This window comes from Sphingomonas sp. 10B4 (assembly GCF_035019905.1).
Lineage (GTDB): Bacteria > Pseudomonadota > Alphaproteobacteria > Sphingomonadales > Sphingomonadaceae > Sphingomonas > Sphingomonas glacialis.
On sequence record NZ_JASJVC010000082.1, the window covers coordinates 1 to 15,129 of the forward strand.

The following is a 15,129-nucleotide window of genomic DNA, read 5'->3' on the forward strand; positions in this document are numbered from 1 at the left end:
ACCCCAATATGTAAGGCGCGCCGGGCAAGACGCAGCGAAGCTGCGTCGCGCCTCGAGGCGCGCCCGGCCGGCGGGGCCCCCCCCCCCCGCCCCCCCCCCCGCGGTGGCGCCGGGGGGGCCAACCGCCGCAGCCGCAGAAAACCCCAAACCCCCCCCCCCCCCCCCCCCCGCCCGCCCCCCCCCCCCCGCCCCCCCCCCCCCGGCCGGCGGCGCCACCAGCGCCGTCCGACGACGCGGCTTTGCCGCGGCGATCTCAACCGGACGAAGCGAATGATCACCGAAACCGCCCCCGCCAAGATCAACCTCGCGCTCCACGTCCGCGCGCGGCGGGGCGACGGCTATCACGAACTCGAGACGCTTTTCGCCTTCGTCGCCGATGGCGACACGGTGACGCTCGCGCCGGGGCCACTCTCGCTGGCGATAACCGGGCCGTTCTCGGAAGGCTTGAGCGGCGAGGGCGACAATCTCGTGCTCCGCGCCGCCCGCGCGTTCGCCACGGCGTTCGATCTGCCAGAGGGCGGCGCCTTCACGCTCGACAAGCATTTGCCGGTCGCCTCGGGGATCGGCGGCGGCTCGGCCGATGCTGCGGCGGCACTTCGAGCGCTCGCCCGCGCAAACGCCATCGCGATTGACGATCCCAAGCTGTTCGACATCGCCGCCGCGCTCGGCTCCGACGTTCCGGCGTGCCTGCTCGGCCGCACCGCGCTAGGGCAGGGGCGAGGCGAGCGCCTCGTTCCGCTCGATGGCCCCGCCGGAATGCCGGTGCTGCTCGTCAATCCCGGCGTCGCGGTTTCGACCGCCGCGGTGTTCAAGGCCTGGGACGGAGTCGATCTCGGCGCGATGCCCGAGGGCGATGTGCTCGACGTAGCGCTCGCCGCGCGTAACGACCTCGAGCCCCCCGCCCGCCGGCTCGCGCCCGAAATCGACGGAGTGCTCGCGCTGCTCGCCGAGGGCACGCCGCTGCTCGCGCGCATGTCGGGTTCGGGCGCGACGTGCTTCGCGCTTTACGCCACCACCGCCGAACGCAGCGCCGCCGCCGCGCGGATTCGCGCCGCGCAGCCCGGCTACTGGTGTCTCGAAACGACACTCGCGTGACGGAGCGCCGCGTCATTCTGGGACAAGCGCACGCGGGTCAGCGCCAAAACCGGCGGAAAACCGCGACTGGCGCGCAGCTTGCTGTGTTAGGGCAAGATGGGTCCGCCGCCCCCCTGCGGAGCGCCCGTTGATGGTCCATGGCTCAGCCTTGCGCCATTCCCCGGCCGGGGTGGTGACATCCATGTCATCCCCCCGGTCGTGACCATATGACGCGCCTTCACATCCTCTCCGGCAAACCCGGCGGCATCTTGCTGATCTGCGATCACGCGTCGAACGCGGTGCCCGACGGTATCGATCTCGGCATCGCGCCGACCCTGCTCGAAAAGCATATCGCGATCGACATCGGCACCGCCGCGCTCACTCAAGCGCTTGCGGCGGAACTGGGCACGCCTGCCTTGCTCGCCACGCTGTCGCGGCTGGTGATCGACCTCAATCGTCCGACCGACCATCCCGGTCTGATCCCGCTCGCGAGCGACGGCCACGCCATTCCCGGAAATGCCACGGCAGACCGCACGGACCGGATCGCCCGCTTCTATACGCCCTATCACGACGCGCTCGCCGCGCTGATCGTCGAGACGCAGCCCACGCTCATTGCGGCGATTCACAGCTTCACACCAAGGCTCGAACACGGTGACGGTGCGCCCCGCCCGTGGGAAATCGGCATCCTGTCGAACACCGACCGCCGCGCAGCCGACCTAGCGCTACCGCTGCTCGCAGCGCAGGGTCTCGTCACCGGCGACAACGAACCCTATTCGGGCCAGCTGCTCAACGCGACGCTCGACCGCCACGGCGAGGGCAATGGCATTCCGAGCCTGTCGATCGAAATCCGCAACGATCTCATCGCCGACCCGGCAGGCGTTGGGCGTTGGACCGCCATCCTCGCGCCAATCTTGCGTGAAATCAGCAACAGACTTGCGTCGAGCGACCATCCTACGCAATAGGCTGTCGCATGACTCGCACCTTCGACAAATCCAAGCTCCCCAGCCGCCACGTTTCCGTCGGCCCCGAGCGCGCCCCGCACCGCAGTTATTATTACGCGATGGGAATCGCCGAGGAGGATATCGCCAAGCCGTTCGTCGCGCTTGCATCCGCCGGCAACAACTCGGCCCCCTGCAACACCACGCTCGATGCGCAGGCCGATGCCGCGCAAGCCGGCGTCATCTCGGGCGGCGGGATGCCGCGGCGCTTCAACACGATCACCGTCACCGACGGCATCGCGATGGGGCATCAGGGGATGAAATCCTCGCTCGTCAGCCGCGAAGTGATCGCCGATTCGGTCGAACTCTCGGTCCGCGGGCATTGCTACGACGCGCTCGTCGGCTTTGCCGGCTGCGACAAGTCGCTCCCCGGCATGATGATGGCGATGCTTCGCCTCAATATCCCGAGCATCTTCGTCTATGGCGGCTCGATCCTGCCGGGCAGCTATCACGGCAAGGACGTCACCGTCGTCGACGTGTTCGAGGCGGTCGGGCAATACGCCGCCGGCTCGTGCCCGCTGCAGGAATTGATCGAGCTCGAAAAGGTCGCGTGCCCCGGCCACGGCGCGTGCGGCGGCCAGTTCACCGCCAACACGATGGCGTGTGTCGGCGAGGCGATCGGCCTGTCGCTGCCCAATTCGAACATGATGCCCGCGCCGTATCGCGGCCGCGACGAGATCGCGCGTGCGGCGGGCGACCAGGTGATGGAGCTCGTCGCGCGGGGCATCCGCCCACGCGACATCTGCACGCGCGAGGCGTTCATCAACGCAGCGCGCGTCGTCGCGGCGACCGGCGGCTCGACTAACGCCGCGCTGCATCTGCCCGCAATGGCCAACGAAGCGGGGATCAACTTCGACCTGTTCGACGTGGCGGAAGCTTTCAAATCAACGCCTTACATCGCCGACCTCAAGCCCGGTGGTAAGTATGTGGCCAAGGACATGTACGAGGCCGGCGGTGTCTACATGCTGATGAAGACGATGCTCGCGGGCGGGTTCCTCGACGGCAATTGCCTGACCGTTACCGGCAAGACGCTCGGCGAGAACATCGATCAGGTCACCTGGAACCCCGACCAGAAGGTCATCTACGACGTCAAGGCGCCGCTTTCGGCGACCGGCGGCGTGGTGGGCCTGCGCGGTTCGCTCGCCCCCGATGGCGCGATCGTCAAGGTTGCGGGCATGCACCGGCTCCAGTTCACCGGCCCGGCGCGCGTGTTCGACTGCGAGGAAGACTGTTTCGCCGCGGTCGAGGCGCGCTCGATCAACGAGGGCGAAGTGCTCGTGATCCGCTACGAAGGCCCCAAGGGCGGCCCCGGCATGCGCGAAATGCTGTCGACCACCGCCGCGCTCTACGGTCTCGGCATGGGCGAGAAGATCGCGCTGATCACCGACGGCCGTTTCTCGGGCGCGACGCGCGGGTTCTGCATCGGCCATGTCGGTCCCGAAGCCGCCGACGGCGGTCCGATCGCACTGATCGAGGACGGCGATTCGATCCGGATCGACGCCGAGGCCGGCACGATCGATCTCGATGTCCCCGCCGATGTCCTCGCCGCGCGGAAAGCGGCGTGGCAGGCGCGCGTGAACGATTATCAGTCGGGTGTGCTGTGGCGCTATGCCAAAACCGTCGGCCCGGCGTATAGGGGCGCGGTCACGCACCCAGGAGCCAGTGCCGAAACCCATGTCTATGCGGATATCTAGCGCAGCATTGCTGCTCCTCGCGCTCTCGGCTTGCGGCGAGCCACAGACCGACAAGGCGACGCTCGCCAAGGTCGAGGCCGAGCAGCGCGCGCGCCAGGACGATAGTGGCAATATCGTCTGCGCGCAGCGCGGCTCGGGCGATTTCGCGCGCGTCTGCACGGTCGACCGTACGCAGAGCGCCGACGGGCTGGTGTTGACGCTGCGCCATCCCGACGGCGCCTTCCACCGCTTGCTGGTGACACGCGACGGCCGCGGCGTGATCGCCGCCGATGGCGCCGAGAAGGCCGTCGTCAGCGTCATCGGCAGCGGCGAGATCGAAGTCGCGCTCGGCGGCGATCGCTATCGTCTGCCTGCAACGGTCAAGGGCAAGGCCGCCACGGCGTCATGATCCGAAGCGACGGGCAGCCGATCGCCGGCGCAGCAGCGATGCGCGCCGTCGAGCAGCGCGCGATCGACGCCGGCACCAGCGTCGAAGCGCTGATGGAGCGTGCCGGAGCGGCCGTCGCCGAAGCTGTGCGGCGGCTTGCGGGCGGCGCACCCGTCCTGATGCTGTGCGGGCCGGGCAATAATGGCGGCGATGGTTATGTCGCGGCGCGGTTGCTCAAGGCGAACGGGCTCGACGTCCGCTTGGCCGCGCTGAGCGATCCCAAAACCGAAGCGGCAAAGGCCGCGCGCGCCGGCTGGGATGGCCCGGTCGAGGATTTCGCGGCGCTAGCCCCCGACGCGAGCCACGGCGCGGTGCTGGTCGATGCGCTGTTCGGCACCGGCCTCACGCGTCCGCTCGCGGCGGAGACGGCGGCGCTGTTCGCCACGCTGACCCGCCACGCGCATCTCGCGATCACCGTCGACGTGCCGAGCGGGGTCGATACCGATACCGGCGCGATACTCGGGGATACCGCGATCGCCCCCTTTGCGCTGACGATGGCACTCGGTGCCCTCAAGCCCGCGCATGTCCTGCAACCCTCGGCAAGGGTCTGCGGCCCGGTGCGCGTGCTCGATATCGGGCTCGACGCGAGCGCGAGCCACGACTGGACGCTCGCGCGGCCCAAGCTCGCGCGCCCGACCCCGGCGATGCACAAATATTCGCGCGGGCTCGTCGTCGTGATCGGCGGCGCGATGCCCGGCGCCGCCGCGCTTGCAGCAAGCGCCGCGATGCATGTCGGCGCCGGCTACACCGCGCTGCTCGGCATCGCGCCAGACATGCCGCACGCGCTCGTTCAGCGCGCCTGGTCGCCCGAGGCATTGGCCGCAACGCTCGATGGCAAGAAGCACGAGAGCACAGCGATCATCGTCGGCCCCGGGCTCGGCAAAGGCGCGGACGCCGCCGAAAAGCTCGAGCACGCGCTGGCGAGCGGCTATCGCCTCGTTATCGACGGCGACGCACTTCACCAACTCGACGACGCAATGTTCGATCGGATCAAGGCGCGCGACGCCGACGCCCCCGTCATACTCACCCCGCATGCCGGCGAATTCCACGCCATCTTCGGCGCCTATACCGGCAGCAAGATCGACGCCGCCCGCGCCGCCGCCGCGCGCTCCGGCGCGATCGTCGTCTTCAAGGGCCCCGACACCGTAATCGCCTATCCCGACGGCCGCACCCGCACCGCGACGCACGCCAATCCCTGGCTCTCGACCGCCGGCACCGGCGACGTCCTCGCCGGCGCGATCGGCGCGATGCTCGCCAGCCCCGCCCCGCACCCGGTCGAGGCCGGAGTGTGGCTCCATGCCGAGGCCGCGCGACGGCTCGGCGCGGCCTTCCTCGGCGATGATCTGGCGGTAGAACTTTCCAAAGTAAGGGGCGCCCTGTGAGCGACGTCATCGTTCGAGTTGCAGCCCGCGGCGACGGCATCACCGCCGACGGCCGCCACGCTGCCTATGCCGCCCCCGGCGACACGCTGACCGCCGACAATATGGTCGTGCCCGGCCCGCACCACCAGACCCCGCCATGCCGCCACTTCCCCGTCTGCGGCGGCTGCCAGCTCCAGCATCTCGACGATGCGAGCTACGCCAATTTCCTCACCGACCGGATCGCCGGCGCGCTCGCCGCGCAAGGGCTGACCGCCCCGATCCGCCCGCCCGCGCTGTCGCCCTCGCACACCCGCCGCCGCGCGACGCTCCATGCCGAAGCGAAGGGCGGGGGGCTCCAGCTCGGCTTCAGCGAGCAAGCGAGCCACGCGATCGTCGACCTGCGCGAATGCTGGATCCTGACGCCGACGCTGTTTGCGCTCGTCGCCCCCTTGCGCAAACTGCTCGCGCGCGCGCTGAAGGGCCGCGCGCGCGTCCATCTGACCGAGCTCGACCAGGGCATCGACGTGCTGATCGAAGGCACGATCGCCGACGGCCTCGCGATCGCCGAGGCGATCACCGCCTTCTGCGGCACGAACGGCGTCGCCCGCTTCGCGATCGACGACGGCATCGGCCCCGAGACGCGCTGGGAGCCCGAGGCGGTGACGATCACGCTCGGCGGCGTCGCGGTGCCGTTCCCGGCGGGGAGCTTCCTCCAGGCGACGCAGGAGGGCGAGGCGGCGCTCGTCGCGGCGGTCCGCGAAGCGATCGGCGATGCTAGGATCAGCGCCGATCTGTTCGCAGGGCTCGGCACTTTCGCGCTGTCGATGCCCGGCAAGGTCTATGCCGCCGAGGCGGGACGCGACGCGATCTTCGCGCTCAAGGCGGGGGCGGCGCAAGCGGGAAGGGCGGTGTTCGCCGAGCATCGCGACCTGTTCCGCCGCCCGCTGACCTCGGCCGAATGCGACCGCTTCGCCGCGATCGTGCTCGATCCGCCGCGCGCCGGCGCGAAGGAGCAGATCGTGCAGCTGGCTGGCTCCAAGGTGCCGGTGATCGCCTATGTCTCGTGCAATCCCAGCAGCTTCGCGCGCGATGCTGAGATCCTGTCAAAAGGTGGCTACACGCTCGACTGGATCCAGCCCGTCGGCCAGTTCCGCTGGTCGACCCACGCCGAACTCGCCGCGCGGTTCAGCCGTCAGGGATAATCCGCGCGGAGGAAGTAAAGCCCGTCGGGCGGCGCATTGAGCCCGAGCCGGGTGCGGTCGCGCGCCTCGAGCGCTGCCGCCATGTCGTCGGGCGACCATTTGCCGAGACCAACGAGCGATAGGCTCCCGACCATCGAGCGCACCTGATGATGCAGGAACGATCGCGCCGAGGCGAATACGCTGATCCGATCGCCATCCGCGACGACATCGAGCCGATCGAGCGTCCGCACCGGGCTGTCGGCCTGGCAATGCGCCGCGCGAAAGGTGGTGAAGTCATGCCGCCCGACCAGATGCGCCGCCCCCTCGGCCATCGCCGCGGCATCGAGCGGCGCGGGAACGCGCCACGCCAGCCCGCGCTCGACCGTCAGTGGCGCGCGCCTCGTGACGATGCGGAATTCGTAATGCCGCCGAATGCACGAAAAGCGCGCGTGCCAGTCGTCGGGCACGACCTCGCAATCGACGATCGCGACCGGATCGGGACGCACCAGCGCGTTGAGCGCTTCCATCAGCCGGAACGGGGTGATCTCGCGCGCGACATCGACATGCGCGCGCATGCCCAGCGCATGGACACCGGCATCGGTCCGCCCGGCGGCCTGGACTGCGACGGTCTCGCCCGTGACGGCATGGACCGCGCGCTCGATCGAGGCCTGGACGCTCGCGCCATTGTCCTGCCGCTGCCAGCCGACGAACGGGCGACCGTCATATTCGACGGTCAGCGCAAAGCGCGTCAAAGCTGCGTGCCCGCAGGGATGGGGAAGCCGCGGAGAAGCTCGGCAGCGGTCATCACGCCGCGGCCGGCTCGCTGGAGCAGCGTCGGCCGGATCGCGCCGTCGGCACAGGCGATGGTGAGGCGGTCGTCGATCACCACGCCGGCACTACCCCCGCCGTCACCCCAGCGAAAGCTGGGGTCTCCCCGGTCGGGCGCGCTGCCCGTTGCCGGGAGATCCCAGCTTTCGCTGGGATGACGGATATCCGCTGCAAGGACCTTGATCCGCTCGCCCTGAAACTCGAAAAACGCCCCCGGCACCGGATTGAACCCACGCACCTGCCGCTCGACCGCAGCGGCGTTCTGGGTAAAATCGAGCCGCGCTTCGGCCTTGTCGATCTTGGCGGCATAGGTCACGCCGTCCTCGGGCTGTGGCACCGGCGGATAGCCGGCAAGGTCGGCGAGCACCGCCACCATCAACCGCGCGCCCATCGCGCTCAGCTCTTCGGTCAGCGCACCCGCCGTCTTGCCGTCGACCGGCGTCGCATCGCGCAACAGCACCGGCCCGGTATCGAGCCCGGCCTCCATCTGCATGATGCACACCCCCGTCGCGGCATCGCCGGCAAGGATCGCACGCTGGATCGGTGCCGCCCCGCGCCAGCGCGGCAGCAGCGAGGCATGGACATTGAGGCACCCGTGCGCCGGCGCATCGAGCACCGCGCGCGGCAGGATCAGCCCGTACGCCGCGACCACCGCGATGTCCGCGCCGAAACCCGCGAACTCGGCCTGCGCTTCGGCATCGCGCAGCGACACCGGCGTCCGCACCGTGACCCCCAGCGCCTCGGCGCGCGCCTGGACGGGCGAGGGGGTGAGCGCCTTGCCGCGCCCGGCGCGTCGCGGCGGCTGGCTGTACGACGCGACGATGTCGTGCCCGGCATCGACCAGCGCCTGCAGCACCGGGACCGAGAAATCGGGCGTGCCCATGAAGAGTATCCGCATGCCCGCGCTTTGCGATCGGGGCTGCGCAAAGGCAAGTCCCGTCACCCGGAGCCAGCCGGGGAGCCGCTCGATCGACCCAGGCCTCCGCCGAGGTGACGGATAGTGACGAACGCCGTTCCGCCCCCTATCTCTTGGCGATGGCCTCTCCCGAAATCGAAGCACTCACGCAAGCGCTGTCCAAATTGCCCGGGCTCGGCCCGCGATCGGCACGGCGGGCGGTGCTGCATCTGCTCAAGAAGCGCGAGGGGGCACTCGCGCCGCTGCTCAATGCTTTGATGGCGGTCGAGGAAAACCTTTCAAACTGCTCGATTTGCGGCAATATCGATACCACCAACCCGTGCGGCGTATGCGCCGACCCGCGCCGCGATGCGCGCGCGTTGTGCGTCGTCGAGGAAGTCGCCGATCTGTGGGCGCTCGATCGTTCGCGGCTGTTCCCGGGGCGGTTCCATGTGCTCGGCGGTCGGCTATCGGCGCTCGAGGGCGTGCGGCCTGAGGATCTCGCGATCGAGTCGCTCGTGCGGCGGATCGGCGATGGCGGGATCGACGAGGTCGTGCTCGCGATGAATGCGACGCTCGAGGGCCAGACTACCGCGCATTACATCGCCGAGCGGATCGAACGCTTCCCGATCCGCATCACCCAGCTCGCGCATGGCTTGCCGGTCGGCGGCGAGCTCGATTATCTCGACGAGGGGACCTTGGCGCAGGCCCTGCGTGCGCGGCGGCCGGTGGCTTAGGCAGCAACGCGGTCAAGAAGATGTGGTTCGCGCAGAGGCGCACAGAACGCGGAGAAGAAGACAGGAGAGCGATCCACGCGAAGGCGCGGAGAGCTGATTTCGCCGCGCGGCCGCCCGCGTCATCGCCAGCCGCAAATCCTGCGGCTGCCCGCTGCGCGGGCGATACCCCACACGCACGCCACCTCCGCATCCTCCGCGCCTCTGCGCGAACCAATCTTCTTCTGGTTTCGCGCCTTTGCGTGAATCCATTCCGCAGCTGAAACCTTGACGCGCCCCCCGACCTTTCCTAGCTCGCGGGAATGGCAGTCCTAGAAATCCTCGAAGTCCCGCACCCCGGCCTCCGCGCCGTCGCCAAGCCCGTCGAAACGGTGGACGACGCCGTGCGGAAAATCGTCGCCGACATGTTCGACACGATGTACGACGCCCGCGGCATCGGCCTCGCCGCGACGCAGGTCGCGATCGAGCAGCGCATCGTCGTGATCGATCTGCAGGAAACCGAAGGCGAGGGCGAAGACGCCAAGCCGGTCCGCAAGCCGCTCGTCTACATCAATCCCGAGCTGGTATCGGTGAGCGAGGAAACCTCGTTCTACAACGAAGGCTGCCTGTCGATCCCCGAGCAATATGCCGAGGTCGAGCGCCCCACCAGTTGCCGCGCACGCTGGCTCGACGAGCAGGGCGCCACACAGGAAGGCGATTTCGACGGCCTGCTCGCAACCGCGCTGCAGCACGAGATCGACCATCTCAACGGCGTGCTGTTCATCGACCACATCTCGAAGCTCAAGCGCGACATGTTGCTCAAGAAGCTGACGAAGATGCGCAAGGCAGCGTGATCTCCCACTCCCTCTCCCGCTCGCGGGAGAGGGTGGCCGAGCGCAGCGAGGTCGGGTGAGGGCTGTGAGCGGACGCGCGTGGCACGGCCCTCGCCCCGACCCTCTCCCGCAAGCGGGAGAGGTAGAAGGTCAGAACAACCCCTCGATCTCCCCAGCAGCCCCGAACCGGATCCCCTCCGCCGCCGGCACGCGCGGCAGGCCCGGCATCGTCATGATCTCCCCGCAGATTGCCACGACGAACCCCGCGCCTGCGCTGAGGCGCACCTCGCGCACCGGCACGACATGCCCCGTCGGCGCGCCGAGCTTGGCCGGGTCGGTCGAGAAGCTGTATTGCGTCTTGGCCATGCACACCGGCAGATGCCCGAACCCCGCCGCCTCGAACCGCGCGAGCTGCGCCAGCACCGAAGGCTCGGCAACGGCTTCCTCGGCGCGGTAGATCCGCGTCGCGACGGTGTTGATCTTGTCGAACAGCGACAGATCATCGACATAAAGCGGCGCGAATTGCGACGGATGCTCGGCCAGCGCCGCAACCTTCTCGGCCAACTCAAGAGCACCCGCGCCACCCTCGGCCCAATGCGAGCACAGCACCGCCTCGCAGCCCTGGTGCTCTGCGATTTCGTGGATCACCGCGACTTCCTCGGGCGTATCGCCGTCGAAGCGGTTGATCGCCACCACCACCGGCACCCCGAACGCGCGGACATTCTCGATATGCCGTGCGAGATTGACGCCACCGCGTCGCACCGCCTCGGCATCGGGCGCGCCGAGATCGACCTTGGCCACGCCCCCGTTCATTTTCAGCGCGCGCACGGTCGCGACGATCACCGCCGCCGCCGGCTTCAACCCGGCCTGGCGACACTTGATGTCGAAGAACTTTTCCGCCCCCAGATCCGCGCCGAACCCGGCCTCGGTCACGACATAATCCGCCAGCCCCAGCGCCGCCCGCGTCGCGATCACCGAATTGCACCCATGCGCGATATTGGCGAACGGCCCGCCATGGACGAACGCCGGCGTGCCCTCGAGCGTCTGGACGAGGTTCGGTTTGATCGCCTGCGCGAGCAGCACCGCCATCGCACCATCGGCCTTGAGATCGCGCGCCGTCACCGGCTGCTTGCCGCGCGTATAGGCGACGACGATCCGCCCGAGCCGCGTTTCGAGATCGTGGAGGTCGCTCGCGAGGCACAGGATCGCCATCACTTCCGAGGCGACGGTAATGTCGAACCCGCTCTCGCGCGGATACCCGTTGGCCGGGCCGCCGAGCGATTGCGCGATATCGCGCAAAGCGCGGTCGTTCATGTCGAGCACGCGCCGCCACACGATCCGCCGCACGTCGATGTCGAGCGCATTGCCCCAATGGACGTGGTTGTCGATCATCGCCGCGAGCAGATTGTGCGCCGATGTGATGGCATGGAAATCGCCAGTGAAATGGAGGTTGATGTCCTCCATCGGCACGACTTGCGCATAGCCGCCGCCGGTCGCCCCGCCCTTGGTGCCGAAGCACGGCCCGAGCGACGGCTCGCGCAGCGCGAGCATTGCCTTGCGCCCGCTGCGGTTGAGCGCGTCGGCGAGCCCGACCGAGGTGGTCGACTTGCCTTCGCCCGCGGGCGTCGGGTTGATCGCGGTGACGAGGATCAGTCGGCCCTGCTTGGCCGGCGCGGGCAGGGCGGCCAGATCGATCTTCGCCTTGTGATGGCCATACGGCTCGACCGCCTCGGGCGGGATCCCGGCTGCGGCGGCAATCGCGCCGATGGGTTGCAAAGTGGCGGCGCGCGAGATCGCGATATCGGTGAGCATATAACGGCCCTACCAAATCTCTCAGAAAAGGGGAGATGGAGAATGGACGAGAAGGCGGGCCCTCGCGCGTCGCCATTCGGTCTGTCGCGCAACCATTTACCATCCCGACCGCGCGGGCTACGGGTTCGCAGAATGTTCCAGCGAGACCCACGATGACCGGATTGACGATAGCCCTGGTGGCGATAGCCGCGCTTCTGATCGGGCTCGCGCTCGGCTGGGTGTTCGGCAGCAAGCCGGTCGCCGCCGCGCGTGCCGATTCGGCCGCGCGCGAGGCGGATTTCAAACGCGCGATCGTCGATCTCGCCAGCGCCGAGGAACGCGCGCGTGCGGCCGACCAGCTGCGCGCCGAGCTCGCGACGATCCGCGATGAGCGCGATGTCGCCCGGCTCGAGAACACCGCGCTCAAGACCCACACTGCGGCGTTCGAAAATCGTCTTGCCGACATGCACGCCACCAGCGAAGCGCGCCAACGCGCCGAACGCGACACCTATGAGGGCCGCATCGCCGATATCCGCCAGGTCACCGCGGCGCGCGAGAAGATGGTGAGCGACGCGCACGCGACTCGCATCGCCGAACTGCTCCACGCCAAGGAGCTGCTCGCGACGCAATTCGCCGAGGTGTCGAACAAGCTGCTGGCCGACGCGCAGAACGCCTTCCTCAAGCGCGCGGACGAACGCTTCCGCCAGTCCGAGGAGACTGCGGGCGCCAACCTCAAGTCGATGCTCCAGCCCGTCAGCGACCGCCTGCTGCGCTACGAGGAAGCCGTGACCAAGGTCGAGCTCGACCGCGTCAGCGCGTTCGACCAGTTGAAGGGGCAGATCGAGGGCCTCCGCGTCGGCCAGGAGAAGGTCTCGAGCGAGGCCGCCAAGCTCGTCAACTCGCTCCGCAACGCGCCCAAATCGCGCGGCCGCTGGGGCGAGCAGCAATTGAAAAATGTGCTCGAAACCTGCGGCTTGTCCGAACATACCGATTTCCAGACCGAAGTTTCGGTCGCGAGTGGCGACGCCGATGAGCGGGCAGGGGGGCGGCTCCGCCCCGACGCGATCGTCAAGGTTCCCGGCGGTCGCGCGCTGGTGATCGACGCCAAGGTGTCGCTCAACGCGTACCAGGACGCATTCGGCGCAGTCGACGAGGAGGAGCGGGCGAAGGGCCTCGCGCTCCATGCGGCGGCGATGCGTGCGCACGTCAACGGGCTCGGCAACAAGGCCTATTGGAGCCAGTTCGCCGACGCGCCCGATTACGTCATCATGTTCGTCCCCGGCGAGCATTTCCTCTCGGCCGCGCTCGAGCAGGATCCGACGCTGTGGGACTTCGCGTTCGAGAAGCGCGTGCTGCTGGCGACGCCGACCAACCTGATCGCGATCGCGCGGACCGTCGCGGCGGTATGGCGTCAGGAGCGGCTGGCGAAGGAAGCCGCCGAGATCGGCCGGCTCGGCAAGGAAATGCACGACCGGCTCGCCAAGGTGGCGGACGATTTGCGTAAGGTGGGCGCCGGGCTCAACAGCGCGGTCAACAATTTCAACAGCTTCTCCAACTCGTTTAACGGCCGATTGATGGTGACGGGCCGCAAGTTCCGCGACCTCAACATCGAGACCGGCGCGCGCGAGCTCGAGGATGTGTCACCGGTCGAAGCGCTCGCACGCTATGACGAGACTTCGAAGCTCTTGACGCATGCCGAGGAAAAGGCGTCAGAATAGGCCTCACTGAGCGGGGACGGCGAATGAGCGGCACACCGTGGATGGCACTGGCGCTGCTGATCGGCGCGCCGACCGCTGGTGGGGCCGCGGCCCCCGATATCGATGCGGTGCAGAAGGAAGCCATCGACACCGCGTCGCGCGCCGTGCTCGACGGCCATCCTGAGGCGGCGCTCGCCCGGATCGAGCCGGTGATCGCAGCCTATCAATCGGCGTATTCGGGCGAGACGCGCACCGTCTATTGCGGCATGTCGACCGCGCAGACGCTCGCCTATATGGCGCTCGCCGCGTCCGAGAAACACGACGCGGTCGCGTTCGGCCCGGGCTATTGCACGGCGTTATACGTTAAAGGGTTCGCGCTGGTCGATCTCAAGCGCCTGCCCGAAGCGCGCGCTGTCTACGAGCGCGTCGTCGCGCTCGCCCCGATGCACGCGCACTTCCTGACCGAACTCGGCCAGACCTACCGGCCCGATCGCAACTGGCCCAAGATGCTCGATCTGTGCACCAGGGCGGCGGGGCTCGCGGATCTCGCGCCTCCCGACGCGGTTGCGAGCGAGCACGGCTTTGCCTGGCGCTGCATGGGCTATGCGCTGACCGAGCAGGGCAAATACGACGAGTCCGAGGCATTGTATCGCAAATGCCTCGAGCTCGACCCCAACGACGCCAAGGCGAAGAGCGAGCTCAGCGATATCGCAGACCAGCGCCGCAAAAAGACCTAGCCGCGCCTTGCCTGCTGCCCGAGCACCTCATACGCCATCACCGCAGTCGCGACCGCGGCGTTGAGGCTGTCGGCCTTGCCGAGCATCGGGATCTTGACCAGCAGGTCGCACTGCGCGGCATACGCGTCGGGCATGCCCTGCGCTTCGTTACCCGTCAGCAGAAAGGTTGGCGCCTGATACTGCGCCGAGCGATAATCGACGCTCGTATCGAGGCTCAGGCCGACCAGTTGCCCCGGCCCGCTGCGCAGCCACGGCAGGAACGCGCTCCACTCGCACTGGACGACGGGCACGGTGAACAGCGCCCCCATGCTGGCGCGCACCGCCTCGACCGAGAAGGGATCGACGCATTCGCCGATCAGGATCAGCCCGCCAGCCCCGACCGCGTCGCCGGTGCGCAGGATCGTACCGAGATTGCCCGGATCGCGCAGCCGCTCGGCGACCAGCCAGATCCCCGCGGCGCCGCGGTCGAGCGTGTCGAGCGCATGCGCGAATTCGGCGAACACACCGACCACCGCCTGCGGGTTGTCCTTGCCCGAGAGCTTGGAGAGAATGTCGGGGACTGTCTCGATCGCCTCGCCACCCGCGGCTTCGACCGCATCGACCAGCGCGAGCACGAGCGGATGTGGGGCGCTGTCGCGGGCGAAGAAGAGATAGTGCGGGATACGCCCGGCCTCGCGCGCCTCGGTGAGGATGCGCAGGCCTTCCGCCAGGAATAGCCCTTCCTCGCGGCGATGGCGTTTCTCGCGCAAGCTGCGGATGCGCTTGATCAGCGGGTTGGAATAAGCGGTGATCTCGCGGGGCATCATCTTCTTCTTACTCCCCTCCCCCGGTTGGGGGGGGGGGGGGGGGGGGGGCCCCCCCAAAAACGTGAGGTGCCGGGCCAGCCGGGGGCGCCCCCCC

General features: G+C 68.7%; 14 protein-coding genes. 10 read left to right on the top strand and 4 right to left on the bottom strand.

Annotated elements, in window-relative coordinates:
• Positions 1-270 precede the first annotated feature (270 nt).
• The 6 genes from QN347_RS16695 (at position 271) to QN347_RS16720 (ending at position 6,756) form a co-directional block, all read left to right on the top strand.
• Positions 271-1,095, top strand: a complete 825-nt coding sequence (locus tag QN347_RS16695; RefSeq protein ID WP_322163880.1) for a 4-(cytidine 5'-diphospho)-2-C-methyl-D-erythritol kinase — start codon at positions 271-273, stop codon at positions 1,093-1,095.
• A 206-nt stretch (positions 1,096-1,301) separates the two neighbouring features.
• Positions 1,302-2,036: an N-formylglutamate amidohydrolase gene (locus tag QN347_RS16700; protein WP_322163879.1), complete on the top strand. Its 735-nt coding sequence runs from the start codon at positions 1,302-1,304 to the stop codon at positions 2,034-2,036.
• 8 nt (positions 2,037-2,044) lie between these two features.
• The gene (ilvD, locus tag QN347_RS16705; RefSeq protein WP_322163878.1) at positions 2,045-3,766 is read left to right on the top strand and encodes a dihydroxy-acid dehydratase; all 1,722 of its coding nucleotides are present in this window, start codon (positions 2,045-2,047) and stop codon (positions 3,764-3,766) included.
• The gene (locus tag QN347_RS16710) at positions 3,753-4,154 is read left to right on the top strand and encodes a hypothetical protein (protein WP_322163877.1); all 402 of its coding nucleotides are present in this window, start codon (positions 3,753-3,755) and stop codon (positions 4,152-4,154) included. The genes ilvD and QN347_RS16710 overlap by 14 nt, the downstream gene beginning before the upstream one ends.
• Complete coding sequence (locus QN347_RS16715) at positions 4,151-5,575, top strand: NAD(P)H-hydrate dehydratase (RefSeq protein WP_322163876.1); 1,425 nt, start codon at positions 4,151-4,153, stop codon at positions 5,573-5,575. Before QN347_RS16710 ends, QN347_RS16715 begins: the two co-directional genes overlap by 4 nt.
• Positions 5,572-6,756, top strand: coding sequence for a class I SAM-dependent RNA methyltransferase (locus tag QN347_RS16720; RefSeq protein WP_322163875.1), 1,185 nt, complete (start codon positions 5,572-5,574; stop codon positions 6,754-6,756). The genes QN347_RS16715 and QN347_RS16720 overlap by 4 nt, the downstream gene beginning before the upstream one ends.
• Here QN347_RS16720 and truA read toward each other — a convergent pair.
• Both truA and fmt read right to left on the bottom strand, forming a co-directional pair.
• On the bottom strand, positions 6,747-7,487 hold the full coding sequence (gene truA / locus QN347_RS16725) for a tRNA pseudouridine(38-40) synthase TruA (RefSeq protein ID WP_133188100.1): 741 nt from the start codon (positions 7,485-7,487) through the stop codon (positions 6,747-6,749). The genes QN347_RS16720 and truA overlap by 10 nt on opposite strands.
• Complete coding sequence (gene fmt / locus QN347_RS16730) at positions 7,484-8,461, bottom strand: methionyl-tRNA formyltransferase (RefSeq protein WP_322163874.1); 978 nt, start codon at positions 8,459-8,461, stop codon at positions 7,484-7,486. The genes truA and fmt overlap by 4 nt, the downstream gene beginning before the upstream one ends.
• A 137-nt stretch (positions 8,462-8,598) precedes the next feature.
• Here fmt and recR point away from each other — a divergent pair, with 137 nt between their 5' ends.
• Both recR and def read left to right on the top strand, forming a co-directional pair.
• The gene (recR, locus tag QN347_RS16735; RefSeq protein ID WP_322163873.1) at positions 8,599-9,195 is read left to right on the top strand and encodes a recombination mediator RecR; all 597 of its coding nucleotides are present in this window, start codon (positions 8,599-8,601) and stop codon (positions 9,193-9,195) included.
• Between the two features lie 299 nt (positions 9,196-9,494).
• A complete protein-coding gene (gene def, locus QN347_RS16740; RefSeq protein ID WP_322163872.1) occupies positions 9,495-10,025 on the top strand; it encodes a peptide deformylase in 531 nt (176 codons plus the stop codon).
• Between the two features lie 129 nt (positions 10,026-10,154).
• Here the strand turns inward: def and QN347_RS16745 are convergent, their stop codons facing one another.
• Positions 10,155-11,816 (bottom strand): formate--tetrahydrofolate ligase, encoded by a 1,662-nt coding sequence (locus QN347_RS16745; RefSeq protein WP_322163871.1) that lies wholly within the window; start codon positions 11,814-11,816, stop codon positions 10,155-10,157.
• A gap of 152 nt (positions 11,817-11,968) precedes the next feature.
• On the opposite strand from QN347_RS16745, the gene QN347_RS16750 reads away from it, so the two are divergent.
• Both QN347_RS16750 and QN347_RS16755 read left to right on the top strand, forming a co-directional pair.
• Positions 11,969-13,513: a DNA recombination protein RmuC gene (locus QN347_RS16750; protein ID WP_322163870.1), complete on the top strand. Its 1,545-nt coding sequence runs from the start codon at positions 11,969-11,971 to the stop codon at positions 13,511-13,513.
• 23 nt (positions 13,514-13,536) lie between these two features.
• Positions 13,537-14,229 carry a tetratricopeptide repeat protein gene (locus QN347_RS16755; RefSeq protein ID WP_322163869.1) on the top strand — a complete coding sequence of 231 codons (693 nt, stop codon included), beginning with the start codon at positions 13,537-13,539 and terminating at the stop codon, positions 14,227-14,229.
• Here QN347_RS16755 and QN347_RS16760 read toward each other — a convergent pair.
• A complete protein-coding gene (locus QN347_RS16760) occupies positions 14,226-15,032 on the bottom strand; it encodes an RNA methyltransferase (protein WP_322163867.1) in 807 nt (268 codons plus the stop codon). The two genes, QN347_RS16755 and QN347_RS16760, sit on opposite strands and share 4 nt — an antisense overlap.
• Positions 15,033-15,129: the final 97 nt, after the last annotated feature.